This window comes from Winogradskyella vidalii (assembly GCF_013403955.1).
Classification (GTDB): Bacteria; Bacteroidota; Bacteroidia; order Flavobacteriales; family Flavobacteriaceae; genus Winogradskyella; species Winogradskyella vidalii.
Window position 1 is genome coordinate 298,660 of record NZ_JABFDG010000004.1, and the last position, 25,541, is coordinate 324,200.

Below are 25,541 nucleotides of genomic sequence, written 5' to 3' on the forward strand. Positions count from 1 at the left end.
TTATGCAAAAGATAGAATTAATGGCACCTGCTGGAAATTTTGAATCCTTGCAGGCGGCTTTAGATAATGGTGCTGATTCGGTGTATTTTGGCGTGGAGCAACTCAATATGAGGGCCCGAGCTTCAATTAATTTCACATTAGATGATTTACCTGAAATTGTTAATCGCTGCGAAGCTAATAATGTAAGAACCTACCTTACTTTAAATACTATAATTTACGATCACGATTTATCCATCGTTAAAACCTTAATTAAAAAAGCAAAAGCAGCTAGTGTTACGGCGGTCATTGCTATGGATCAGGCAGTAATTGCTGTTGCTAGAGAACACGGTATAGAAGTACATATTTCCACGCAAATTAATATCACCAATATAGAAACCGTTAAGTTTTATGCGCTATTCGCAGATACCATGGTATTAAGTAGAGAGTTGAGTTTGCGCCAAGTAAAACACATTACAGCACAAATTGAAAAGGAACAAATAAAGGGGCCTTCAGGGCGATTGGTCGAAATTGAAATATTTGGACATGGTGCGTTATGTATGGCGGTTTCTGGGAAGTGTTATTTGAGTTTACATTCGCATAACTCTTCAGCAAATAGAGGTGCTTGTAAACAAAATTGCAGAAAAAAATATACGGTGATAGATCAGGAAACTGGTTTTGAAATGGAGCTCGATAATGAATATATTATGTCTCCTAAGGATTTGTGTACCATCGATTTTTTAGATGAAATTGCAGATGCCGGAGTTAAAGTTTTAAAAATTGAAGGTCGTGGTAGAGCACCAGAATACGTCGCTAAAGTGATAAAATGCTATCGTGACGCTATTGATAGTGTTGAAAATGGAACTTATAATAAAGATAAAGTCATTTCGTGGATGCAAGACCTAGAAAAAGTCTATAATCGTGGGTTTTGGAGCGGTTATTATTTAGGTCAAAAATTGGGAGAATGGAGTACAGGTTCAGGATCTCACGCAGTACAAAAGAAAGTGTATTTAGGAAAAGGTACGCATTTTTACCCTAAAGCAAACATAGGAGAATTTAAAATTGAAGCTTTTGATGTTGCAGTTGGTGATACCATTTTAATCACTGGGCCAACTACAGGCGCTAAAGAAATGGATGTTAAAGAAATGATGGTTAACGATGTAAAAACTGATAAAGGGACTAAAGGCGATTTAGTAACTATTCCAGTAGAATTTAGAATTAGACCATCAGATAGGCTTTATAAAATTGTAGAAAATAAAGTAGAAGCCTAATGGTTATTGTTACTTTACAACGAAAAAAATGTATTGGCTGCAATTACTGTGTGGAGATGGCACCTAATCAATTTCAAATGTCCAAGAAAGATGGAAAAACCGTATTGATTAATACCAAAGAAAAAAAAGGATTTTACACCTTAAAATCTAACGATTATGGTATTTTAGAGGCATGTGAAAATGCATCAAAAGCCTGTCCGGTTAAAATTATCAGCGTAAAAGTTAATTGATAAAAGCGATTTAAGAATGAATATTTACAAACTATTAAGTTTAAACAGAAAAATTAAAAGTCATAGAATTAAATTCTTTGGTCTTTTTCTGTTGCATAAATTTAATAAGCGTTATTTAGCCGTTAATTTAGATCCTGTTCTAGCTTGTAATTTACGTTGTAAGATGTGTTATTTTACGGATGCAGATTATCTTAAAACCCTCAAAGGACAATTTAAAGATGAAGATTTAGATGTCGTAGCAAAATCTATTTTTAGTCGTGCATTAAAACTTCAAATCGGTTGTGGCACAGAGCCAACATTGTATAAAAACTTAGTGCGTATTGTAGCCTTGGGTAAAGAATATAAAGTGCCTTATATTTCAATTACAACCAATGCTAATTTGTTAACGGAAGAAAAGATTGAAGCGCTTTTAAAAGCTGGTTTAAACGAATTTACAATTTCCTTACATGGCGTCACAAAAGAAAGTTATGAAGGCTTTATGAAAAAAGCCAACTATGACAAGTTTCATAGTGTTTTCAATACGTTTAAAAAATTGAAAGAAAATTATGACTTCAAAGTCAGAATAAATTACACCTTTAATAAAGATAATTTTTACGAGCTCAGTGAATTTTTTAATCATTTTGATGCTAAGAGTTTCGATATTCTTCAAATTCGTCCAATACAAAAAATAGGAAATACAGAATATAATGATTTTGATATTTCTTCCTTAGCTAAGGATTATCCAGGGCTTATTAAATCAATAAGAGAAACCTGTGCTAAGAATGGTGTTATTCTCATGGCGCCCCAATCCATTACAACGTTGAATTCAGAAAACCAATCGAGTTTTATTTTCGATTATACCTTCTGTTATATTTCACCTAAGAAATTTTGGAAAGACGGCTTTAATTGGCGCGAAGAAAGTTTTAATGAGTATTCTAAAAAAATCGGCTGGAGTAGCGAATTACTAGCGAATGTTTTTCGATCTAAAAAAACCATGAAATCACTTTCAAATAAATTGAATTATGAGATTGAATTCTCATAAATTCCACCAAATAGATTGAAAATAATTGAATAATTAAAGCGATTTCAACGTATTTTTTGATGTGTTTTAAGTAGAATTAAACGACTGTAATGTCGCATTAACACGTCAGAATCTAGTAAACTCAGGAAATAATATTATCTTTACTCATTAATTATTTATGAATCCTATATCTAGATTTTTTAAATCAAATTCATCAAATTTTTTTATTGACGCTTAAAGAACATTTTTATAGCAATTAGAAAACGTTCAAATGAGTTTAAAATTTAGATTTTAATATATAAAATTTTTATGGCTTGTAACAGTTGCTCAACTGGTAAAGATGGCCAACCAAAAGGATGCAAAAACAACGGGACTTGTGGCACAGATAGTTGCAATAAACTCACTGTTTTTGATTGGTTAGCTAATATGTCGCTTCCTAACGGACAAGAACCCTTTATTGGTGTCGAAGTACGTTTTAAAAATGGCAGAAAACACTATTATAAAAATACAGAAAATCTAACATTAAGCATTGGAGACATTGTGGCAACACAGGCAAAGTCTGGTCATGATATTGGTATGGTTACGCTTACTGGCGAGCTGGTAAGTATACAAATGAAACGCAAAAAAGTAAGACTCGACGACAGCGAAAACGTCTTAAAAATATATAGAAAAGCCTCTCAAAAAGATATTGATGTTTGGTCTGAAGCCAGAGACCGCGAAGAGCCCATGAAGGTGAAAGCACGTCAATTTGCAATTGATTTAAATCTGAAAATGAAAATTTCAGATATCGAATTTCAAGGCGATGCCAGTAAAGCTACGTTTTACTATACAGCAGAAGAACGTGTAGACTTTAGAGAATTGATTAAAGTCTTTGCCCGCGAATTTAGAACGCGTATTGAAATGAAACAAGTAGGCTTTAGACAAGAAGCAGCAAGACTTGGTGGTATTGGGTCTTGTGGTAGAGAGTTGTGTTGTTCTACATGGCTAACCGATTTTAGATCGGTAAGTACATCGGCAGCACGCTACCAACAATTGTCTTTAAATCCGCTAAAACTTGCAGGTCAATGTGGTAAGTTAAAATGTTGTCTTAACTATGAATTAGATGCGTATTTAGATGCCTTAAAAGCCTTCCCTAAATCAGATGTAAAATTATATACCGAAAAAGGAAATGCCGTATGCCAAAAGACCGACATTTTTAAAGGTCTTATGTGGTATGCTTATGAAGGCGAATGGATGAATTGGCACGTGATTACTACTGATCAAGCTAATGAAATTATTGCAAAAAATAAAAAGAGAGAAAAAGTAGCAAGCCTTGAAGAGTATGCCGCTGAACACATTTCAGATACTAAAAATGAATTTGAAAACGTTGTAGGACAAGATAGCTTAACGCGTTTCGATAATCCAAAATCGAATAAGAAACGTAAAAACAATAAGAATAATAGAAATAAGCGAAATCGAAACAACAACAATAATAAGAACAACAATAACAAAACTCAAAATCGCAATCGTAATCGCAATCAAAAATCAAAATCTAATACCAATGCTAAGAAAAATTAGTGGATTATTTTTGGCTGTAATCGGTTGTTTTTTAGTCACAAGTTGTGATTCAAACGCTGTTTTTGATCAGTACAACCCTGTACCCAACCAATGGCATAAAGACTCGATTTCCCAATTTAATTTTCAAGCACCTGATACCTTAGAAAATTATAATTTGTACGTTAATTTAAGAAATACAAACGCCTATAAATTTAGTAACTTATTTCTTATTGTTGAATTAAATTACCCCAACGGAAAAGCTGTAAAAGATACTTTAGAGTATCGAATGGCAGCACCTAATGGTGAGTTGTTAGGCACAGGATTTTCTGATGTAAAAGAAAATAAATTATGGTTTAGAGGCTACAAAGAACCATTTAAGTTTGATGAAGAAGGTAATTATCTCGTCAATATCCAGCATGCAATGCGGAATAATGGTGACGTTAATGGTGTAGAAAATTTAGAAGGTATAACAGATATTGGTTTTAGAGTAGAACAAGCTCAAAAGGAGTAATTATGGCAAAAAAGAAAACAACGAAATCTAAATCAGAAACTTTAGATTTTTCAAAATACGTACGTTGGTTTTGGATCTTATTTTTAAGTGGTATCACAGCTTTTGTATTTCTATTTTTATTCGCTTCATGGGGATTTCTAGGTGAAATGCCCGATCATACACGTTTAGAAAATCCTGATACCAATTTAGCTTCAGAAATCATTTCTTCAGATATAGAAACTTTAGGTAAGTTTTATTTTGATGATAATAGAACACCAATTGGTTATGAAGATTTGCCAAAAAATATAATAGAAGCCCTAATTGCCACAGAAGATGTGCGTTATTACGACCATTCTGGTATAGACGGTAGAGGTACACTTAGAGCAATATTTAAGCTTGGAAGCGGAGGTGGAGCCAGTACAATATCTCAGCAATTAGCAAAGAATTTGTTTACAAAACAAGTGTCTGCTAACAAGATTGAACGTCTTTTTCAAAAGGTGAAAGAATGGGTTATTGCTATCCGTTTAGAACGCCAATATACCAAGGAGGAGATTATAGCCATGTACTTAAATATTGTTGATTTTGTTAACGATGCTGATGGTATTCGTTCTGCTTCAAGAATATATTTTGGAAAAGAACCAATAGATCTTGATATTAAAGAGTCTGCCATGTTGGTTGGGATGCTAAAAAACCCTTCACTCTATAACCCAAGAGATCACAAAAACCCTATAGGAACAAGAAACAGGCGGAATGTTGTTTTATCTCAAATGAATAAGTATGAATTTATAACTGATAAGGTTAAAGATTCACTTCAAAAAACAGCATTAGACTTAGATTATTCTCCAGAAAATCACCGTGAGGGGATTGCGACTTATTTTAGAGAATATTTACGCGGTTTCATGAAAGAATGGGCCAATAAAGAAGAAAACAGAAAACCAGATGGCAGCAAATATGATTTGTATAGCGATGGTTTAAAAATCTTCACCACCATTGATTCACGTATGCAGCAATATGCTGAGGATGCTATTGCGCAGCACATGCCAAGATTACAAGCCGAATTCGATAACCAAAATACACCAGACCGTAATAAAACAGCCCCATTTTTAGAATTGAGCCAGTCTGAAATTAATACCTTAATGAATAACGGTATGCGTCGTGGTGAGCGTTGGAGAATCTTAAAAAATCAAGGTAAATCAGACAAAGAAATTGAAGCTTCGTTTCATGAGCCAACAGAAATGAGAGTTTTTAAATGGATCGATGGTAAAGCAGGAGAAGTAGATACGGTGATGAAACCTATGGATTCTATGCGTTATTACAAATCGTTTTTACGTCCAGGAATGATGTCTATGGATCCATTAACGGGGCATGTAAAAGCATGGGTTGGTGGTATGAACTACAGACACTTTCAGTATGATATGGTAAAGCAGGGAAGACGCCAAGTGGGGTCAACATTTAAACCTTTTGTGTATGCTACAGCAATCGATCAGTTACAGTTATCCCCTTGCGATTCATTCCCAAGAACACAAATTACTATTGCAGCTAATAAATACGGTAATCCAGAACCATGGACGACTAAAAACTCTGATGGTAATTATTCGGGTAAGCAAACTTTAAAGGATGCTTTAGCGAGTTCTACCAATACGGTAACCGCTCGTTTAATGAATGAGATTGGGCCACAACCTGTAGTAGAAATGGCTCAAAAATTAGGTGTTACTTCAGATATTTTACCGGTTCCAGCTATTGCCTTAGGAACACCAGATATTAGCGTCTACGAAATGGTAGCGGCTTATTCTACCTTTGCTAATAAAGGGGTTTATAACAAGCCTGTTATGATTACGCGTATTGAGGATAAAAACGGAACTGTATTATATCAGGTTGCACCAGAAAGTAAGGATGTATTAAGTGAAGAAGTGGCTTATGTCACTGTAAATCTTATGGAAGGGGTTACAAAAGCAGGTTCATCAGGCGGTCGTTTACGATCAAAAGGTGTGGATAAATACAATACGATGTATAGGGAGATTATGACCGGTTACCCTTATGATTTACAAAACCCTATTGCAGGAAAAACAGGAACCACACAAAACCAAAGTGATGGTTGGTTTATGGGCATGGTGCCCAACTTAGTCACTGGCGTTTGGGTTGGTGCAGAAGATAGAGCGGCACACTTTAGAACCATTACTTATGGACAAGGTGCTTCTGTAGCCTTACCAATTTGGGGCTTATACATGAAAGCCTGTTATGAAGATGAAACCTTAAACATATCTAAGGAAGAATTTGAAGAGCCTGCTGATTTAAAAATTAACATTGATTGCAAAGTTACAGGTGAAGGTGATCTTGGTGGAAATCAAGATCCAGAAGATGTAATTGAATTTGATTTCTAAAAACAGCATATAATCTCACTTCTATTTTAGCATTTTAAATCGTACCTTTTGGACTTAGTTTTGTATTTTTAAAAGAAAACTCCTCAAGGTATGATTAATAAAAAAGTGGCAAATATTTCTGAAGCACTTCAGGGTGTAGCTGATAATATGACCTTTATGTTTGGTGGTTTTGGGCTTTCTGGTATTCCAGAAAATGCTATTGCCGCGCTTGTAAAACGTAATATTAAAGGTCTAACCTGTATTTCTAATAATGCAGGCGTCGATGATTTTGGCTTAGGTTTGCTCTTGCATCAAAAGCAGATTAAAAAGATGGTCTCATCTTATGTTGGCGAGAATGATGAATTTGAACGTCAAATGCTTTCTGGCGAACTAGATGTTGAATTAATTCCTCAAGGCACTCTGGCCGAACGTTGTAGAGCTGCACAAGCTGGATTTCCCGCCATATATACACCTGCGGGTTACGGAACCGAAGTCGCAGAAGGTAAAGAAACACGCGAATTTGATGGGAAAATGTATGTTTTAGAACATGCCTTTAAAGCTGATTTTGCTTTTGTAAAAGCATGGAAAGGCGATGCTGCAGGGAATTTAATCTTTAAAGGTACCGCTCGAAATTTTAACCCTAATATGTGTGGCGCTGCTAAAATTACTGTAGTTGAGGTTGAAGAATTAGTTCCAGTAGGTACATTAGATCCTAACCAAATCCATATTCCTGGTATTTTTGTACAGCGTATTTTTCAAGGTGAAACCTATGAAAAACGAATAGAACAATTAACAGTTAGACAAAAAGCATAGTTATGTTAGATAAAAACGGAATTGCGAAACGTATCGCCAAAGAAGTAAAAGACGGCTATTATGTGAACTTAGGCATAGGTATTCCGACCTTAGTTGCCAATTTTGTAAGAGATGATATCGAAGTCGAATTTCAAAGTGAAAATGGCGTTCTGGGGATGGGACCATTTCCTTTTGAAGGTGAAGAGGATGCTGATATTATTAACGCTGGTAAGCAAACAATTACAACTTTGCCAGGTGCTTCTTTTTTTGATTCGGCAACGAGTTTTGCAATGATTAGAGGGCAACATGTTGATTTAACTATACTTGGAGCGATGGAAGTGTCAGAAAATGGTGATATTGCTAATTGGAAAATTCCAGGGAAAATGGTTAAAGGTATGGGAGGAGCTATGGATTTAGTGGCTAGCGCAGAAAATATTATAGTAGCCATGATGCATACTAATAGAGCAGGTGACTCTAAGTTGTTGAAAAACTGCTCTTTACCGTTAACTGGTGTAGGTTGTGTGAAGAAAATTGTAACAAACATGGCGGTTATAGAAGTAACAACAAAAGGGTTTAAGCTTTTAGAACGTGCACCAGGAGTTTCTGTAGAGGACATTAAAAAAGCTACCGAGGGTCATTTAATTATTGAGGGTGATATTCCAGAAATGCGTATTTAAAAAGTTTTAAAAACGTAAGAGTTTAAAATTTATTCCGCTATTAATTAGCGGTTTTTTTTGTGCGTAAAATCTTAATACAAGATGTTAAATGTTAAAAAAATACGTATTTCATCGATTTACATTGTATTTGAACTGATTTATTAGAAATAAGTTTCATATTGCAGTCACAAATAATACTAATTTATAAATCTGATTTAAACATAAAACGAGAATTACCTTTTTGCCCCAAATCTACCAAGAATTACCGCTTATGAAAACTAAATCAAATCTACCAGAACCTACTTTAAATGAAAATTATGAATTTTCAATTTTAGAAAACACCATTGAGTTAGTATCAGATGTCTTTAAATTAGCAAAAAAAGTATTCATGCTATAATCCTTTAGGGATGGCATGAATCAACTTTTTTGTATAATCTTGTTTCGGAGATGTATAAATTATATCTGCATCTCCAATTTCCTCAATTTTACCCTTATTCATAACAAGCAACTGATCAGCCATATATTTTACCACGGCTAAATCGTGTGAAATAAATATATAGGTAAATCCGAATTGGGCTTTCAACGTATTTAATAGATTTAAAACCTGTGCTTGTACCGAAATATCTAATGCCGAAACAGATTCGTCACAGATAATTAGCTGAGGTTCTAGTGCAATTGTTCTTGCAATACCTACACGTTGCCGTTGTCCTCCTGAAAACTCATGTGGATAACGATCAAATGCAGAAGCATCTAAGCCTACTTTCTCTAAGATAGCTATGACTTTTTCTTTTCGGACTTTATTAGAAGTACCAATTTTATGAACTTTCATGGGTTCTAAAATAGCATTACCAACTGTTAATCGTGGATTTAAAGACGCAAATGGATCTTGAAATATAATTTGTATATCCTTTCGTAAGGCTCGCATCTCCGACGTCTTTAAATTAGTGATATCTTTTCCTTTGTATAAAATTTGTCCATTTGTGGCTTTGTCTAACTGTAAAATAGCATTTCCTAAGGTCGATTTTCCACAACCAGATTCCCCAACTAAGCCTAAAGTTTCTCCGGGATATACTTTAAAGCTTACACCGTCTACTGCATTAAATGTTTCGGGTTTAGAAAACCAACCTGTTTTAGAGAGGTATGATTTTTCTACGTCAACGACTTCTAATAACGGCGTTTGCGCATATAATTTTTTATGATTTTCAGTACGGTCAGCATCGGTAACAATAGCCTTATTAACACTATCTGTCATAAAATCTGAAATGGTTGGGAGTTGCGCCAATCTAAAATCAGTTGAAGGTCGTGCGCCAATTAAGGCTTTGGTATAGTTGTTTTTTGGGTGTTTAAATATAGTTTCAGTGGTATCTTGTTCAACAATTTCACCCTTATACATTACAAGTACGCGGTCGGCTAACTCAGACACTAGAGACAAATCATGAGATATAAAAAGTACACTCATTTTTGTTTCGATTTGAATCGTTTTAAGCAGCTCTAAAATCTCTTTTTGTACAGTAACATCCAAAGCTGTAGTAGGCTCATCAGCAATGAGTAATTTGGGTTTGCAAGCAATGGCCATGGCTATCATAACCCGTTGTTTTTGACCTCCTGAAATTTCATGAGGGTAAGCTTTATAAATCCGTTCGGGTTTGGGCAGTTTTACTTTTTCAAAGAGGCTCAATACTTCAGATTTTAATGCCGAAGTAGATAATTTAAAATGTTGTTTTAAGATTTCTTCAACTTGTCTGCCGCAACGCATAGACGGATTTAAAGAACTCATAGGTTCCTGAAAAATCATAGCGATTTCTTTTCCTCTTAATGATTGAAATTCTTTTTCAGATTTGTCTATTAAATTTTCACCTTCAAAAAATATTGAACCTGATGTGATTTTTGAAATTTGCTTGGGTAATAATCCCATTAAAGCCAATGATGATATTGACTTTCCGGAGCCAGATTCTCCTACAACAGCTACAATTTCATTTGGGTAAATAGAAAAGGAAATATTTTTAATGATTTCATTTTCTATTTGGTCTTTATAAAAGGAGATACGTAACCCTTTAACATCTAGTAATTTTTCATTTGCCATACGTAAATGTAGTTAATTTCTTCAATAGTACTGTGGTAAAACCGTAACTCTAAACAATAGGCATGTATTTCATCGAAAACGATTTTTTAAGGTCTCTATCTTAACATAATTTTAATAATTTGAAAGAGATTAAAGCAAAAATAACCCCTAAATTTTAATAATTATTATGAAAAAAAACTATTTAAATGGGATTTGTGTAATTGTATTCATGATGTCTATGATGTCAGTATATGCACAAACTAATCCCCAAAAAGAACAAATTACAAGTAGGTATAATCAACAAGTAATTCAAGACTTAAGTGAAAATTTTAAGAAAAAAGCTAAAGCCGAGAAAGATTTTGCTACGCAAATGGCATTGGTTAATGGTTGGCCACTTATAATTAAAACTGAAGATGCTTATATGGAACTTCAGAAAATTTCATCGGAAGGGAAACCTATTTATTATCGCACATTTAATGTCGCAGCAGCAAAATCTACACGGGCAAATCATTTAAATTCTGGGGGCTCGTTAGGCTTAAGTCTCGATGGTCTGAATATGACAGCTCATGTTTGGGATGGAGGTTTAGCAAGAAGCACACACCAAGAATATGATGGGCCAGGTGGTAACAACCGATTTTCAATAGGTGATGGTACGTCAACTTTAAATTATCATTCTGCTCATGTTACTGGAACTATAATTGCTTCTGGTGTTGTTGCAAATTCAAAAGGTATGGCTCCACACGCTAGTGCTGTAGGTTACGATTGGAATAATGATACTTCTGAAGCGACATCAGCAGCAGGAAATGGGATGTTAATATCTAATCATTCTTATGGCTATGCTGCTAGAAATTCTTATGGACAACCGCAACTTCCTGCGTATTATTTTGGCGGTTATATTACAGATTCCAGAGATTGGGATCAGATTATGTTTAATGCACCAAATTATTTAATGGTTGTGGCTGCAGGGAATGATGGTTCAGACAATTCTGCAAATTCATCACCTTTAGATGGTAATTCATCTTATGATAAATTATCTGGACATGCTACCGCAAAAAATGGATTGGTTGTGGCTAATGCGAATGATGCTAATATTGATAACAACGGAAATTTAGTGAGTGTTACAATTAATAGTAGCAGTAGTGAAGGGCCAACGGATGATTATAGAATTAAACCAGACATCACCGGAAATGGAACTTCCGTATATTCTACCTATGAGTCTAGTGATACGGCATATAATAGTATAACAGGAACGTCAATGGCATCGCCAAATGTTGCTGGATCTTTATTATTATTACAACAGCATGCAAATAATGTTAATGGTAGTTATATGCGTGCTGCCACTTTAAAAGGTCTAACGCTTCATACGGCAGATGATGTTGGGTCTACGGGTCCAGATGCTATTTTTGGTTGGGGCTTAATGAATAGTAAGCGCGCTGCTGAAGCGATAACAAATAATGGCGACGAATCTATAGTTGAAGAGTTAACATTATCTAATGGGCAATCGTATGAAATTACAGTCAATTCTGATGGTATTAATGATTTGTATGCTTCTGTGTCTTGGACCGATAGAGCAGGAACAGCTTCAACTACGGTAAATTCTACGGCTTCTAATTTAGTTAATGATTTAGATATTAAAGTTACCAAAAGTGGAACAACCTACTCACCTTGGCGACTAACAGGCGTCTCTACAAATGGTAAAGGAGATAATACAAAAGATCCTTACGAACGTGTGGATGTAGCAAATGCATCAGGGACTTATACCATTACTATTACGCACAAAGGTTCATTAACTGGTGGAAGTCAAAATTATTCTTTAATTGTAACAGGATTAACTGGAACGGCAGAAGTTTGTAGTGCAACTACACCAACAGGATTAGCTGTTGATGGTTATGGTTCTTCAACAGCAACTATTTCTTGGGATGCGGTTGCTGCTGCATCTTATGATTTTAGATACCGAGAATCAGGCACATCAACTTGGACGACATCTTCGGTTTCAGGAACTTCAATGGCATTATCTGGTTTATCTCCAGAAACAGCATATCAAGTACAAGTAAGAAGTAAATGTGCAGATGGCTCAACATCCAGTTATACAAGTTCTGTGAATTTTACAACTACAGAAGTACAGCTTAATTATTGTACATCGACAAGTAGTAATGTTAATGACGAATTTATTAGTCGCGTACAAATAGGAACTATTAATAATTCCTCTGGAGCACAATTTTATTCCGATTTCACCAATATCTCAACCAATTTAACGCAAGGTCAAATTTATACGGTAACTGTAACTCCAACTTGGACAGGAACCACTTATGCCGAAGGTTATTCGGTATGGATTGATTACAACAATGATGGCGATTTTTCAGATGCAGGAGAACAAGTATTCTCGCAAGCGGCAACTCAAACATCACCTGTTAGTGGAAGTTTTACAATTCCTTCCGGAACCCATTCTGGAAACACAAGAATGCGTGTGTCTATGAGTTATAATGCGGTTCCTACAGCTTGTCAGTCATTTACCTATGGTGAAGTTGAAGATTATACGGTTAACTTAATTGGAGGTACTCCAGATACAACAGCACCTGTTATTACTTTAAATGGCGACTCTACAATTAATTTTGAAGTTGGTGATACTTATACCGAGTTAGGCGCAACTGCAACAGACAATATTGATGGGAGTTTAACATCTAGTATTGTTATTACAGGAACAGTGAATACCAATGTTGCAGGTACCTACACAAAGTATTATAATGTTAGCGATGCCGCTGGAAATCCTGCCACACAACTTACAAGGTCTATTGTTGTTACTGAAGGAGATACAGTTTCATGTTCTGATGTGTCACTATCCATTACGTTTGATAATTACCCTGAAGAAACAGCTTGGAGTATTAAAAATGCCTCTGGTACTACGGTAGCTTCTGGAGGAACATATGGTTCTCAGGCAGATGGTTCTACTTTAACAATTGACGTTGGTTGTTTAGACGATGGCTGTTACGATTTTGTAATTACCGATGCTTATGGTGATGGAATTTGCTGCTCTTATGGTAATGGGTCGTACACGTTAACAAACTCAGATACAGGAATTATTTTAGCATCAGGCGGGCAATTTACAAGTTCTCAAACCACTAATTTTTGCTTAGGAAATTCTAATTCTAATCTGAATTCTAATCCAGGAACTATTGCTGATAATCCAAATCAATATTTTAATGTGTATCCAAACCCTGTGAAACAAACATTAAATGTTGAATTATTAGGTTATGAAGCACAAACCTATGAAATTGTAAATATGCTGGGTCAAGTTGTGGCTGAAGGAAGGTATACATCTACAATTAATGTATCACAATTTGATAGTGGTGTTTATATCTTAAAATTAAATATAGGTGAGAAAACTAAAGTAAAGCGATTTATTAAAGAATGATAACCATATGAATTAGATGAAATAAAAAGTCCAGATGTTTTATCTGGACTTTTTTTATACATGTTTTATTTCATTATCATGAAGCAATTCGTCGCCTCGTAATCTTAGGAAAATCTGAGCTACAGCTATGGTATCTTTTTCACAATACACAATTATCCTATCAACTTCTTTTTCTTTATAATAAACACGATACACTTCGCTACCATCAATATCATCTTTCGGTGATGGAATACCCAAAACATTAGTCAATAATTTTAAAGAGGTATAGGTTTTATAATCGCCAAATTTCCAGAGTTCTAAAGTGTCTAGATGTGGCACTTCCCATGGTTTTTTTCCGAAGAGATTTAACTTGTGTGGCAATTCTATATTATGAATAATCATACGTCTAGCAATGTATGGGAAATCGAATTCCTTGCCGTTGTGCGCACAAAGCAAATGTTTGTTAGAACTAAAATGTGTTTCTATTAAATTTTTAAAATCTTGTAGAATTTTAATTTCATTACCGTAAAACGACGTGACTCTAAAACTTCGAGATTCGCCTTCCATCTTAAAATATCCAACCGAAATACAAACAATTTTACCAAATTCAGCCCAAATTCCAGCTCTATCGTAGAATTCTTCAGCTGTAAATTCGTCCTTTCGTTGGTAGCGTGATTTGGCGTCCCAAAGCTCTTGCTTGGTCACATCTAGATCAGAGAAATGTTCCGTTTCAGGAACGGTTTCAATGTCTAAGAAAAGGATATGTTCTAAGTTGAGTTTTGAAATCATCTGTGTTAATTTTCTAAACCTGATAGGTTTTAATTTGAAATAAGTCTATTTCTCCATCATCGCATACGCTTCTTCAATATAAACATAAAAATCTGGAGAATGGTCGTCGCCTTCTGCTTTTGCAATAGTATGCCCTAATCTAACAATGATAAGGTCGTCTTCTGGTATCACAATCACTAATTGCCCTAAGTGCCCACGCATATAGAAAATAGATTTGTCATTATGTGTTGCTAACCACCAGCCGTAGCCGTACATTTCGCCATCTTCAAATCGTGGTTTTACAGATTTGGCTACAAATGTAGAATCTAAAATCTGTTTGCCATTCCATTTGCCATGGTCTTTAAATAATTTCCCATAACGCGCAAAGTCTTTGGCATTACTTGCGATACAGCAATAGGCTTTTACCAAATCATGACCTTCGCTATCCACCTGCCATAAGGTTTCGTTTTCTGAGCCCAAGGGTTTCCAGAAACTTTCTTCAAAATAGTTATAGAGTTTTTTACCACTTGCTTTTTCAATGACCATAGCTAACATTTGTGTATCGCCACTAGCATACTTATAGCTTTTACCAGGGGCTTTCTCCATTTTTAAACCATTTATAACTTTGGCTAAGTCATCATCAAAATACGCACGTGTAGTGATGGATAATGGCGAATAATAAGCTTCATCCCAATTGGTGCCAGAGCTCATACTCGATAAATCGCCAACCGTCATTTGTGCTGCTTTCCCTTCGCAAAATGCCGGTAGAAAATCGCAAACGGGTTGGTTTAAACTTTTTATGTAGCCATCTTGAATAGCTTTTTGCATTAATCCCGAGACATAGCTTTTGGCCATAGAAAAACTATTAGTTTTTGAATCCTCATTAAAACCATCGTAATAATCCTCAAACCAAATACTATCATTTTTAATTATAACATAGGCGATAGTACCGGACGAATTATTTAATTCGGTAAGTTTTTCTGTTTCTTTTACGGTGTTGTAATTGGTGTGATTTGGCCAAGGTTGTGGATGAGAACTTGCTTCAATAGGCTGATTATCGAATTTTTTATAGTCTTCTAAATAGGCTGTTGAGTGGCCGTTCATATAAATTGTTCTTACCGCTTTTAAGAGGTAGTCTGTGTCTGTGATATATAAAACAGCGATGCTTACTGCGATTAAAACCACGATAACTTTAAGTGTGTTTTTTAGGAATTTCATGTGTCTGTTCTAAGTTTTTTATGGTCACATGCTGTTCGCTATATATGACGTGTTGATTTGATATTTTTTGAGAGCGCCTGTTTCATAAGAAAAAGGTATAAAAACTAAATATAGTAAAAGTATCGCTAAAAAAGGGACTGTTGTTTGTATTGACTTTCATGATTAAGTAGCCATTGTTTTCTATAGAGTCCACCAGCATAGCCTGTAAGACTTCCGTCGCTACCAATAACTCTATGGCAAGGCACTAAAATCCAAAGTGGGTTTTTGCTATTTGCATTAGCGACAGCTCTAATCGCTTTTGGGTCGCCTAATTGTGTTGATAATTGAAGGTAGGATAGGGTTTTACCTGATGGAATAGTGTTGAGGTGTTTCCAAACTTTCTTTTGAAACGCGGTACCTTTAGGATTAAGTTTTAAGTGGAATTGCTTTCGAGACCCTTCAAAATAATCTTGAAGTTGCCGTACACAATCTTCTAAGACAGCAGGAATACTAGCTGTTATTTGTGCTTCGGAATTTAAAACCGTAACCTGAACGATACCATTTTCATCACCGATAATTTTAGTATAACCTAAAGGTGAGTTAATGATACAGGATTCCATTTTATTTGGTTTCTCCTGAAGGATTTTCGGGTTTATCTTCTAATATACCTAGTTTTTTAGCACGGGCTTCCCAACTTCGTCGGGCTAATAATTGTAAATCTGAAACGTTATCACTTTCGTCCATAATTTCGAGACCAAGAAGGGTTTCAATAACGTCTTCCATAGTCACTAAACCACTAACCGAACCGTATTCATCCACGACTAAAGCCATATGATTTCGGCTTTCTACAAGTTCTTCAAAAAGTCTTGGGATTGGTAAACTTCGGTTGACTATAATAATATTTCGTTTGATGTCTTTTAATAATTTAGATCCATTACCAAGGGCCATTTCTTTAAAAACTTCATCCTTTAAAACGAGTCCTGTGACGTTATCAGCATCGTCTGTAAATACTGGAATTCTTGAAAATCGGATGTTAGAGTTGACATTAAAAAAAGCTTCAACCGTGTCGTTTTCATTTTCAGCTTTCATAACCGTCCTTGGTGTCATAATATCTTTAGCGTGGACTTCCTTAAAGTTGAGTAAGTTTTTAATAACCTTACTTTCATTTTCTTCAAAAACACCTTCTTCGTGTGCGATTTCTGTCATGGCAACAAAACTTTCACGGCTTAAAATACTGCCGTGACCTTTACCACCAATAAGCTTAGTTGTTAGTTGAAGTATCCATAAAATACCGGTATATTTTAAAGGAAATATTAAAATATTAAGTGTAGTAGCTGTAAAGCCTGCAAGTTGTTTCCAGTAGGTTGCCCCTATGGTTTTTGGGATGATTTCTGAAGCGACTAATATAAGAATCGTCATTACCGTAGAAACAAGACCAACCATGAGTTCTTCTGTAAAACTAACGCCTAAAATACTATGTTCGGTACTACCATACAGTTCTACATATGCAACTTTGGCTTGTACACCAACCAAAATAGCACCAACAGTATGGGCAATGGTATTAAGCGTTAGGATAGCGATTAACGGACGGTCAACATCCTTTTTTAATTCTTCTAATTTTGTAGCATAAGCATTGCCTTCTTTTTTCTTAAGGTTAAGAAAAGTTGGGGTGATACTTAAGAGAACAGCTTCCAAAATGGAGCATATAAATGAAAAGAAGATAGATATGACAGCGTAAAAAATGAGTAAGCCCATTAATGTTTTGAAGTTTTAGATACACAAAGTTACAAAATGAATCCTAAAAAAAACATTACATTGCATTATGAAAACTATTCTTTTAATTACCGGTTTATTAGTTTCTTATGGTTTGTCAGCGCAAATTAAAGGAAAAGTAACCTATCGTATCGAAATCATTAAGGACAGTATAGAACAACCTTTTGAAAATTCTAAGAATACTGATGCTCAGAATGAAGTATTTTTAATGATGCAAGAATCAACACCTGTAGAAGGCTATTTAGTGTTTAATGATAGTATTGCCATTTATAAAGTAGAACCTAAACTTGATATTCCTGGTTGGAATAATGGCAATGATGGACTTATAATAACAAGAAGCAAAATTAATCTCGCCTGGTTAAAGGCTGGAGGTAGTTCAATTTATTACAATGATTGGAGTCGCGATTATAGTATTACTCAAAATGCGATAGTGGGACCAACCAAACGAATCATTAAAGAACCAAAAGAATGGACTATTACCGAAGAATCAAAAATTATAGATGGCTATACATGCTATTTAGCAACTATAGATAAGCTTAATGATACGAAATTAAAAGCCTGGTTTACACCAGAAATTCCTGTCAAACATGGGCCAAGAGGCTTTAACGGGTTACCAGGTTTAATTATGGAAATTGAAGATGTTGTATTGCTATGGACAGTGGTGAAAATAGATTTTAATCACCTTGAAGCTAATGATATACTTGAGCCTATTGAAGGTGAATTAATGACACAAGAAGAGTATATAAAGCGTAGCGGTAATCCTTTTGCTGATAAATAATATAGAATTATTAGTCTAACAAACATTAACTCTCTAATATAATTCTAGTATCAGGCACACCATATTGTGAAATGCGTTCTAGCATTGTAACTAGGTCCTTATTGCTTTTAAAATATGCCAGAATACACAAACTATCTTCACCAGAAACACGGTCGCAACGTTGCACTTCTTTAAAGGTTTTAATTTGATTGTATGCTGTTCTTAAAGTGCTCGATTGATGAATTTTTAGATTGATATACGCTCTTGTAGTCATACCTAATTTATCATGATTAAGTCGAAGTGAATAGCCTAGAATAAAGCCTTTTTCTTCTAACTGTTTAACACGTTTTCCAATAGCAGGTGCCGATAAATCTACCGACTTTCCGATGTTTGCAAATGACTCTCGAGCGTTTGCAGAAAGCAATTTTATTATTTTTTTGTCAATTTTGTCCATTTTTTCGATTGCAAATCGGTTTTGGGGTTGTTATAACGATTCAAAATCAAATATATGAATATTAGATTGATTATTAATTAAAAATTAGTTTTGATTAGCGTGTTTTTAGTGTTTTTTAAGCTTTTTGGTATAAATAATCAGACGTTTAAGACTTGAATAATTTTTTACCCATTAATAATTTTCACAACATCTTTAGCAAAATAACTGGTGATAATATCCGCACCAGCACGTTTAAAAGCCATTGTGGTTTCTAGCATAACTTGGTCGTGGTTTAACCAGCCTTTTTCAGCTGCTGCTTTAATCATGGCATATTCTCCCGATACTTGATACACGGCGACAGGAACATCAACTTCATTTTTAATTTCTCTTAAAATATCAAGATAAGAAAGGCCTGGTTTTACCATAACAATATCGGCACCTTCTTTAATATCAATTAAAGTTTCTCTAACGGCTTCTATACGGTTACCAAAATCCATTTGGTAGGTTTTTTTGTCTTTTGGTACATCTACTAAATCAACTGGAGCCGAATCGAGAGCATCTCGAAATGGACCATAAAACGCTGAAGCATATTTTGCAGTATAAGCCATAATACCCGTGTTTTTATAGCCTTCTTGTTCTAATAATTGACGAATTTGTAAAGTTCTTCCGTCATTCATATCGCTAGGTGCAATAAAATCAGATCCTGCTTGGGCGTGTGTTAAAGCCATTTTTGCTAGAACTTCGGCCGATTCATCGTTGATGATTATGCCATTTTCAACAATACCATCATGACCTACTGAAGAATAGGGGTCAAGAGCAACATCTGTCATCACTATCATATCCGGACAAACATTTTTTACTGTTTTTATAGCACGTTGCATTAAGCCGTTTGGGTTTAGAGCTTCCGTGCCTTTATTGTCTTTTAAATTATCCGGGACTTTTACAAATAATAATACGGCTTTTAAACCTAAGCTCCATAATTCTTTTATTTCACCTTCAAGTAAATCTAAACTGTACCTGAAGTAGTTTGGCATTGATGGGATTTCGTCTTTTACGCCTTTACCTTCAACCACAAAAAGTGGCACTAAAAAATCGTTGGGTGTAATGTAGGTTTCTCTAACTAAACTTCTAATGGCTTCGTTAGTTCTAAGTCTTCTGTTTCTTCGTAATGGATACATGATGCTATATTTTCAGACCTGTAAGGTATTGTGCTGAATTTAATTCAGTATCTAAAACCTGAGAGGTTTTTTATGTGTGAGTATTATGATTACTTTTATCACTTGCAAAGTTAACGATTTAAACCCATTTTAGAGTGCTCAAATCCTTAGATGATTTAGAATTTATTTTTCCATGGCGAAGCTACCAAGCGGAACTTTTAAAACATTTTAATCGTCATATCGCGGATAAACATTTTCATGTGATTGCACCTCCAGGTTCTGGGAAAACTATTTTAGGATTAGAGATTGTAAGGAAGCTAAGAAAGAAAACATTGGTGCTTGCGCCAACATTGACCATTCGGAATCAATGGGAAAACAGATTGCAATCTTTTTTTACGAAAAATTCCGATTTTGAAGCTTTTTCTTTCGATTTAAAAGCACCTAGTGATGTTACTTTTTCAACATATCAGTCGCTTCATGCCTTTTATAAGACCTTTGAAGATAAAAATGACTACTACCAATTCTTTAAAAAACATCAAATTGAAACCCTTGTTTTAGACGAAGCCCATCATTTAAAAAATGCGTGGTGGACTTGCCTAATGGACTTGAAACGAAATTCTGAATTTTATTTGGTGGCGCTCACAGCAACACCGCCATACGATAGTAGTAGAGCAGAAGTGTCTAAATATTTTACACTTTGTGGTGAAGTAGATGATGAAATTGCAGTTCCAGATTTGGTGCGTGAAGGGGATTTGTGTCCACACCAAGACTTTGTATACTTCTCAAAACCCGAAGATTTAGAGATAAATTTCATTGTTGAATACCGAAAAAATATTGCCGGTTTTAAGGATGAATTGCTAAAGGATGAAGACTTTATTGCCTTTTTAACCCAACATCGTTTTTACAAAAGCCCGAATTGGCATTTGGATGAACTTTATGTGAATACCGAGTATTTTTCGGCTATTCTCATATTTTTATATGCTTGTGGTTTTGAAATCGACCATCAAAAATTAGAAGTTTTAGGGTTTGATAAAAAAGAAATGATTCAGTTTCCTCAACTCGATTTACATTGGTTGGGCATTTTATTTCAGAATATCTTAGTTTCTGATAGAGAACAATTAGTTGACCAAGAAAAGTACATTTCAACTATAGAAAAACGCTTAAGACGATTACATGTTTTTGAACGGAAATCCGTCGATTTTATAGGCGAAAACCTACTTTACAAATCGTTGTCTAATAGTCCGAGTAAACTAAAAAGTATTGTAAGCATTGTTAATGCTGAGCGTGAAAGTTTAAAAACCGATTTACGATGTGTGATTCTTACCGATTATATTCGTAAGGAATTTTTAAATAGTAAAGCAGAAAGCATAGAAGACATCAACAGAATTGGTGTGCTTCCTATTTTTCAATATATAAGACATTTTTGTAATTCGCCGGAAGAATTAGCGGTACTTTCAGGAAGTATTGTTATCATTCATCAATCCATTTTAAATGCTTTTAAAGCGCTTACCACCTTAGATAATTTTAGCTTTTCGCCTTTGGATGTGGACGCGTCGTTTTTATTAGTGAACGCAAAAGGAACATCTAAAAATTCTATTGTTAATATCGTCACACAATTGTTTGAAGCAGGAAATATTAAAGTGCTCGTTGGTACAAAATCCTTGTTGGGAGAAGGTTGGGATGCGCCATCTATAAACAGTTTAATTTTGGCGTCATTTATTGGCTCGTTTGTGTCGTCTAATCAAATGCGCGGACGCGCCATCCGGAAAGATGCAAAGGCACCCAACAAAACCGGAAACATTTGGCATTTAGCCTGTGTAGACCCAACCGCTATAGATGGTGGAAAAGAAGTAGATACTTTAAAGCGACGCTTCGAAGCATTTGTAGGTGTAACAAATAGCACCATTCCTTTTATTTCAAATGGTTTTGAACGCTTAAATATTCCTGACGAAATTAATGTAGAATCTCTTGAAACTTTAAATGCTGAAACGATAAATCGGGCAACAAAACGTGTTTTAATTACCGAAAAATGGAATAATGCCATCGGAAAAGGCACGAAACTAACTAAAGAAGTTAAGATTTTACATTCCGGACAACGGCCTTTTAAAAAGCAGAATCAAATCTATTATTTTGATGCGCTTCGGTTTTTTGTAGTAGAATTGTTCTTGGCCATAATGCTTTTTTATGTTGAATTTATAGTACATAGTTATAACCTTATTTTACAACGCGGAGTTTACTATTTCATCTATGCTTTTTTAGCTGCAGCCTTGGGTACTTTTGGTTATAAACTTTACAAGGCTGTAAAACTTTATCTGCGTCATGGCTACCTCTATAAAAAAATCAAAAAAATGGGATGGGTTATCTTAGATACTTTAGACGAATTGGGATATGTTACTTCCAACAGAAAAGCTATTTTGGTGACCTCTCATTTATTAGGAAAAGGCGATGTAGTGTGTAATTTAGTCGGTGCCAATGCGCTTGAAAATTCATTATTCGCCAAAGCTTTGAGCGAACTTTTAGAACCGATTGAATCGCCTCGATATTTAATTATAAAAACGAATCTTTTCAGAAAACGTTTAGATGTTGAAAATTTCTATCCTGTTCCAGAATTGTTTGGGGATAAAAAGGAAAATGCCTTAGTGTTTCAGAAGTATTGGAATTCTCATTTCGGAAAAACAAAACTCATATTTACACGTCGTATAGAAGGTCGAAAACTACTCTTAAAAGCACGATTGTTTCATGTGTATAATGCTTTTAAAGAGGTGACTAAAGAGGTAATGGTTTGGAAGTAATATTAGATTATCATGCAGACCAGCTAGGTTTTTAAAACCTGCAAGGTCAGGTCTTAGTTTTAATGTTTATTCACTCAACCCTAAGTAAAACCATTGGTCATTCTCTTTAACAAAAGCTGATTTTTCATGAATGACATCTACGTTTCCGTTTTCAAAAAAGTACGCGTTAAAGGTTACGGTACCTTCCGTGTCGTTTTGTGTTCCTTTGGTTGATTCTAAAACCTCGAGTCGTATCCATTGCACAGATTTGGCCCATTTTACAATGGCTTTTTTCTCTTTTGTTGGTCGTGTAGATTTGTGGTGCGTGGCCATTAAATAATTGCCATTCGCTAAAACAAACGCTGAATAACGCGACCGCATCAGTTGTTCGGCGGTGTCTGTTTTTCCGTTGTTGCGATGAAATACTTCACAACAAGCTTTATAGGTTTTATCGTTTCCGCAATGGCAATTCATGGATGCTATTTTTTTAGAGACCTGCAAGGTTTGGAAAACCTGCTAGGTCTGAGATAGTGTCAACTGTTTATACCCAATCCACAGGGTTTTGTAAGACCTTAATCAGTTTTTCTTCTTCACTTCCAGTTTCTGGTTGATGGTCGTAAACCCATTGTACATGTGGTGGTAAACTCATTAAGATACTTTCTATGCGTCCATTGGTTTTCAGTCCGAATAAAGTGCCTTTATCGTGAACTAAATTAAATTCTACATAACGTCCTCTTCTGATTTCTTGCCAATCGCGTTGCGCTTTGGTGTAGTCTAACGTTTTTCGTTTTTCAACAATTGGTACATAAGCTTCAAGGAAACTGTTGCCAACTTCGGTGACAAAGTCGTACCAATTCTGCATGCTCATGTCGTCTGTGGCTTTGCAATAATCAAAGAATAATCCACCAATACCACGACCTTCGTTACGGTGAGCATTGTAAAAGTATTCGTCGCAACGCGATTTGTATTTTGGATAAAATTCAGGATGATGTTTGTCGCAGGCCGTTTTGCACGTTTGATGAAAGTGTTTGGCATCATCTTCAAATAAATAGTAAGGCGTTAGGTCTTGTCCACCACCAAACCATTGGTCCACAATGTTTCCGTCTTTATCATACATTTCAAAATAGCGCCAATTGGCATGTACTGTTGGCACCATTGGATTTGTAGGATGCAAGACTAAACTTAATCCACAAGCAAAAAAATCAGCGTCTTCTACACCAAAGTATTTTTGCATAGAATCTGGTAATTTGCCGTGAACACCAGAAATATTAACGCCACCTTTTTCAAAAACATTTCCATGTTCTATAACGCGTGTTCTTCCGCCGCCACCTTCAGGGCGTTCCCAGATGTCTTCTTGAAATTTGGCTTTACCGTCTACTTCTTCTAATTTAGAAGTGATGGTATCTTGTAATTGGTGGATGTAGTTGAAGAATTTGTTTTTGATAGTATTTTCGGGTTTAAAACCTACAAGGTCTCCGAGACCTTGCAGGTTGTGAGGTTTATGGTTGTTGGTTTCTTGACCTGCAAGGTTTTTAAAACCTTGTAGGTCTTTTTCCTTAAATTGAATATGAACATATTTTAGATTATTCAAGTCATTAAATAAATTCAAACAATATATTTTATCTAGTTTAAAATATTCTGGCGTTTTATCTTCAATATAATGATGGTAAGATGAAAATGTATAGTGTTCCCAATTTTTTATTGGATTACGATGAATATAACAGATAACGGTTTTAAAATAGTCTTCTGAATCTACACTTTTTCGTTTAAAATGTTTTTCAAATAAACTTCCTGTTCTATTGTTTTGTTTGTTGAATGCTTTTGAATAAGCGTTAAATAGATTAGATAAAGCTTGAGTTATTTCTACTGTATCACTGTTGACTTTAATTAACAGGTGATAATGATTGTTTAATAAACAAAATGCAGAAATAGAAGCCTTTTTAGTTAAGTGTTTTCCAGCTAATTCTAGAAAATAACGTTTGTTCTCATCTGAATTGAAGATGGTACAACCGTTTATTCCACGATTGAATATATGGTAATAATTGTCTTTTTCTAAGGTAACTGGTTTCATTTTACTTTTTATTAGATACCTACAAGGTTTTGGAAACCTTGCAGGATTAGGAACTTAACTTTTCTAAAGTAGAATGGTTTACATCTATAAGGTTTTCATTTTGCAAAAGCTTTACCGTTCTTAAAGATGCAGCCGTTACACTCAAGGGTAAAACGATAATAACACCAATAACCGGAATAAATAAAAACAACATAAAAACCATACCGTTTCCAATAGCAATGCCTCTGTATTTTCTAACAAATTGAATGCTTTCACGGTATTTAAAATGACGTTCTAAGGTGTAGTCCATATTACCAAATCCGGCGTAGTAAGACTGAACTAAAAACAAGATAACAGTGGCTGTAATGCTGCCAATAAGCGGAATAAAATTCAATAGTAAAATAGGTAATGTGACTAATAGTTCTTTGCCTAGATTACGGACATTAATTCGTATACCGCGCCATAATTGTGCTTGAAACGAGCTGTTTCTATGATTCTTAGGTTTTATTCCTGTTAAATGAGCTTCGATTTTCTCTGACACTGGACTCATAAATGGCGCAGATAAAGCCATAATAATATGTTTGTAAAGGATTAAACCAATAGCTACAATCATTATTGCACCAATAAATGTAGAGATGGTGGTAAAGGTTTCTTTTCCCCAATCCCAAATCCAGGCTTTGGCTATAAAGCGACCCATGTTGTCAGATAAACCATAGGCAGATATTCCTATAATTGTAGCCGTAATAATACTTATAAGAATAGGAATGGCGAAATACGCCCAAAGTTTTAGTTTTGAAATTAAAGCGAATGTGCCTGAGTACGCTTGTATGCCTTTTAATATGTTCTTTATCATCCCTTTTGTTCCTGCGAA

The 25,541-nt window shown here is 35.0% G+C and carries 22 protein-coding genes and 1 pseudogene; 12 read left to right on the plus strand and 11 right to left on the minus strand.

Going from position 1 to position 25,541, the window contains the following annotated elements; translation table 11 throughout:
• The first annotated feature begins 2 nt into the window (after positions 1–2).
• From HM982_RS11745 to HM982_RS18625, 9 genes are all read left to right on the plus strand, one after another.
• On the plus strand, positions 3–1,247 hold the full coding sequence (locus HM982_RS11745; protein ID WP_179353425.1) for a peptidase U32 family protein: 1,245 nt from the start codon (positions 3–5) through the stop codon (positions 1,245–1,247).
• The gene (locus tag HM982_RS11750; RefSeq protein ID WP_179353426.1) at positions 1,247–1,477 is read left to right on the plus strand and encodes a ferredoxin; all 231 of its coding nucleotides are present in this window, start codon (positions 1,247–1,249) and stop codon (positions 1,475–1,477) included. The genes HM982_RS11745 and HM982_RS11750 overlap by 1 nt, the downstream gene beginning before the upstream one ends.
• 16 nt (positions 1,478–1,493) lie before the next feature.
• Positions 1,494–2,498 carry a radical SAM protein gene (locus tag HM982_RS11755; protein ID WP_179353427.1) on the plus strand — a complete coding sequence of 335 codons (1,005 nt, stop codon included), beginning with the start codon at positions 1,494–1,496 and terminating at the stop codon, positions 2,496–2,498.
• Positions 2,499–2,786: 288 nt separating this feature from the next.
• On the plus strand, positions 2,787–4,034 hold the full coding sequence (locus HM982_RS11760) for a PSP1 domain-containing protein (protein WP_179353428.1): 1,248 nt from the start codon (positions 2,787–2,789) through the stop codon (positions 4,032–4,034).
• Entirely contained in the window at positions 4,018–4,524 is a 507-nt protein-coding gene (locus tag HM982_RS11765) for a gliding motility lipoprotein GldH (protein WP_179353429.1), read from the plus strand. The genes HM982_RS11760 and HM982_RS11765 overlap by 17 nt, the downstream gene beginning before the upstream one ends.
• A 2-nt stretch (positions 4,525–4,526) precedes the next feature.
• Complete coding sequence (locus tag HM982_RS11770) at positions 4,527–6,884, plus strand: transglycosylase domain-containing protein (RefSeq protein WP_179353430.1); 2,358 nt, start codon at positions 4,527–4,529, stop codon at positions 6,882–6,884.
• A gap of 90 nt (positions 6,885–6,974) precedes the next feature.
• A complete protein-coding gene (locus tag HM982_RS11775) occupies positions 6,975–7,676 on the plus strand; it encodes a CoA transferase subunit A (RefSeq protein ID WP_179353431.1) in 702 nt (233 codons plus the stop codon).
• 2 nt (positions 7,677–7,678) lie between these two features.
• On the plus strand, positions 7,679–8,332 hold the full coding sequence (locus tag HM982_RS11780) for a CoA transferase subunit B (RefSeq protein ID WP_179353432.1): 654 nt from the start codon (positions 7,679–7,681) through the stop codon (positions 8,330–8,332).
• Positions 8,333–8,582: 250 nt separating this feature from the next.
• Positions 8,583–8,708, plus strand: a complete 126-nt coding sequence (locus HM982_RS18625) for a hypothetical protein (protein ID WP_262886540.1) — start codon at positions 8,583–8,585, stop codon at positions 8,706–8,708.
• Here HM982_RS18625 and HM982_RS11785 read toward each other — a convergent pair.
• Positions 8,703–10,394, minus strand: a complete 1,692-nt coding sequence (locus HM982_RS11785) for an ABC transporter ATP-binding protein (RefSeq protein WP_179353433.1) — start codon at positions 10,392–10,394, stop codon at positions 8,703–8,705. The two genes, HM982_RS18625 and HM982_RS11785, sit on opposite strands and share 6 nt — an antisense overlap.
• 166 nt (positions 10,395–10,560) lie before the next feature.
• Between HM982_RS11785 and HM982_RS11790 the strand changes: the two genes are divergently transcribed.
• Positions 10,561–13,785, plus strand: a complete 3,225-nt coding sequence (locus tag HM982_RS11790) for a S8 family serine peptidase (RefSeq protein ID WP_179353434.1) — start codon at positions 10,561–10,563, stop codon at positions 13,783–13,785.
• Between the two features lie 54 nt (positions 13,786–13,839).
• Here HM982_RS11790 and HM982_RS11795 read toward each other — a convergent pair whose 3' ends face one another.
• From HM982_RS11795 to HM982_RS11810, 4 genes are all read right to left on the minus strand, one after another.
• Positions 13,840–14,553, minus strand: coding sequence for a 3'-5' exonuclease (locus tag HM982_RS11795; RefSeq protein ID WP_179353435.1), 714 nt, complete (start codon positions 14,551–14,553; stop codon positions 13,840–13,842).
• Positions 14,554–14,598: 45 nt separating this feature from the next.
• Positions 14,599–15,750: a serine hydrolase domain-containing protein gene (locus tag HM982_RS11800; RefSeq protein ID WP_179353436.1), complete on the minus strand. Its 1,152-nt coding sequence runs from the start codon at positions 15,748–15,750 to the stop codon at positions 14,599–14,601.
• Between the two features lie 125 nt (positions 15,751–15,875).
• Positions 15,876–16,349, minus strand: coding sequence for a methylated-DNA--[protein]-cysteine S-methyltransferase (locus tag HM982_RS11805; RefSeq protein WP_179353437.1), 474 nt, complete (start codon positions 16,347–16,349; stop codon positions 15,876–15,878).
• A 1-nt stretch (position 16,350) separates the two neighbouring features.
• Positions 16,351–17,484: a CNNM domain-containing protein gene (locus HM982_RS11810; protein ID WP_179353438.1), complete on the minus strand. Its 1,134-nt coding sequence runs from the start codon at positions 17,482–17,484 to the stop codon at positions 16,351–16,353.
• Positions 17,485–17,551: 67 nt separating this feature from the next.
• On the opposite strand from HM982_RS11810, the gene HM982_RS11815 reads away from it, so the two are divergent.
• Entirely contained in the window at positions 17,552–18,280 is a 729-nt protein-coding gene (locus tag HM982_RS11815) for a GLPGLI family protein (RefSeq protein ID WP_179353439.1), read from the plus strand.
• 25 nt (positions 18,281–18,305) lie between these two features.
• Here HM982_RS11815 and HM982_RS11820 read toward each other — a convergent pair whose 3' ends face one another.
• Both HM982_RS11820 and hemB read right to left on the minus strand, forming a co-directional pair.
• Positions 18,306–18,713 carry an Lrp/AsnC family transcriptional regulator gene (locus tag HM982_RS11820; protein WP_179353440.1) on the minus strand — a complete coding sequence of 136 codons (408 nt, stop codon included), beginning with the start codon at positions 18,711–18,713 and terminating at the stop codon, positions 18,306–18,308.
• A gap of 164 nt (positions 18,714–18,877) precedes the next feature.
• A complete protein-coding gene (hemB, locus tag HM982_RS11825) occupies positions 18,878–19,870 on the minus strand; it encodes a porphobilinogen synthase (RefSeq protein WP_179353441.1) in 993 nt (330 codons plus the stop codon).
• 134 nt (positions 19,871–20,004) lie between these two features.
• On the opposite strand from hemB, the gene HM982_RS11830 reads away from it, so the two are divergent.
• Positions 20,005–22,641 (plus strand): DEAD/DEAH box helicase family protein, encoded by a 2,637-nt coding sequence (locus HM982_RS11830; protein ID WP_179353442.1) that lies wholly within the window; start codon positions 20,005–20,007, stop codon positions 22,639–22,641.
• Between the two features lie 66 nt (positions 22,642–22,707).
• Here the strand turns inward: HM982_RS11830 and HM982_RS11835 are convergent, their stop codons facing one another.
• From HM982_RS11835 to HM982_RS11845, 4 genes and pseudogenes are all read right to left on the minus strand, one after another.
• The gene (locus HM982_RS11835; RefSeq protein WP_179353443.1) at positions 22,708–23,094 is read right to left on the minus strand and encodes a YchJ family protein; all 387 of its coding nucleotides are present in this window, start codon (positions 23,092–23,094) and stop codon (positions 22,708–22,710) included.
• 67 nt (positions 23,095–23,161) lie between these two features.
• On the minus strand, positions 23,162–24,064 hold the full coding sequence (gene hemF / locus HM982_RS18535) for an oxygen-dependent coproporphyrinogen oxidase (protein ID WP_317167430.1): 903 nt from the start codon (positions 24,062–24,064) through the stop codon (positions 23,162–23,164).
• A 273-nt stretch (positions 24,065–24,337) separates the two neighbouring features.
• A pseudogene (locus HM982_RS18540) lies at positions 24,338–24,691 on the minus strand (transposase); the annotation flags it as partial.
• A gap of 46 nt (positions 24,692–24,737) precedes the next feature.
• Positions 24,738–25,523 (minus strand): EI24 domain-containing protein, encoded by a 786-nt coding sequence (locus HM982_RS11845; protein WP_179353445.1) that lies wholly within the window; start codon positions 25,521–25,523, stop codon positions 24,738–24,740.
• Positions 25,524–25,541: the final 18 nt, after the last annotated feature.

Coding starts and splice junctions, on each gene's coding strand:
- HM982_RS18625 (WP_262886540.1), top strand. CDS start 8,583: ATGAAAACTAAATCAAATCTACCAGAACCTACTTTAAATGAAAATTAT.
- HM982_RS11815 (WP_179353439.1), top strand. CDS start 17,552: ATGAAAACTATTCTTTTAATTACCGGTTTATTAGTTTCTTATGGTTTG.
- HM982_RS11765 (WP_179353429.1), top strand. CDS start 4,018: ATGCTAAGAAAAATTAGTGGATTATTTTTGGCTGTAATCGGTTGTTTT.
- HM982_RS11755 (WP_179353427.1), top strand. CDS start 1,494: ATGAATATTTACAAACTATTAAGTTTAAACAGAAAAATTAAAAGTCAT.
- HM982_RS11790 (WP_179353434.1), top strand. CDS start 10,561: ATGAAAAAAAACTATTTAAATGGGATTTGTGTAATTGTATTCATGATG.
- HM982_RS11745 (WP_179353425.1), top strand. CDS start 3: ATGCAAAAGATAGAATTAATGGCACCTGCTGGAAATTTTGAATCCTTG.
- HM982_RS11820 (WP_179353440.1), bottom strand. CDS start 18,713: ATGGACAAAATTGACAAAAAAATAATAAAATTGCTTTCTGCAAACGCT.
- HM982_RS11760 (WP_179353428.1), top strand. CDS start 2,787: ATGGCTTGTAACAGTTGCTCAACTGGTAAAGATGGCCAACCAAAAGGA.
- hemB (WP_179353441.1), bottom strand. CDS start 19,870: ATGTATCCATTACGAAGAAACAGAAGACTTAGAACTAACGAAGCCATT.
- HM982_RS11775 (WP_179353431.1), top strand. CDS start 6,975: ATGATTAATAAAAAAGTGGCAAATATTTCTGAAGCACTTCAGGGTGTA.
- HM982_RS11750 (WP_179353426.1), top strand. CDS start 1,247: ATGGTTATTGTTACTTTACAACGAAAAAAATGTATTGGCTGCAATTAC.
- HM982_RS11835 (WP_179353443.1), bottom strand. CDS start 23,094: ATGAATTGCCATTGCGGAAACGATAAAACCTATAAAGCTTGTTGTGAA.
- HM982_RS11805 (WP_179353437.1), bottom strand. CDS start 16,349: ATGGAATCCTGTATCATTAACTCACCTTTAGGTTATACTAAAATTATC.
- HM982_RS11800 (WP_179353436.1), bottom strand. CDS start 15,750: ATGAAATTCCTAAAAAACACACTTAAAGTTATCGTGGTTTTAATCGCA.
- HM982_RS11780 (WP_179353432.1), top strand. CDS start 7,679: ATGTTAGATAAAAACGGAATTGCGAAACGTATCGCCAAAGAAGTAAAA.
- HM982_RS11785 (WP_179353433.1), bottom strand. CDS start 10,394: ATGGCAAATGAAAAATTACTAGATGTTAAAGGGTTACGTATCTCCTTT.
- HM982_RS11795 (WP_179353435.1), bottom strand. CDS start 14,553: ATGATTTCAAAACTCAACTTAGAACATATCCTTTTCTTAGACATTGAA.
- HM982_RS11770 (WP_179353430.1), top strand. CDS start 4,527: ATGGCAAAAAAGAAAACAACGAAATCTAAATCAGAAACTTTAGATTTT.
- HM982_RS11810 (WP_179353438.1), bottom strand. CDS start 17,484: ATGGGCTTACTCATTTTTTACGCTGTCATATCTATCTTCTTTTCATTT.
- HM982_RS11845 (WP_179353445.1), bottom strand. CDS start 25,523: ATGATAAAGAACATATTAAAAGGCATACAAGCGTACTCAGGCACATTC.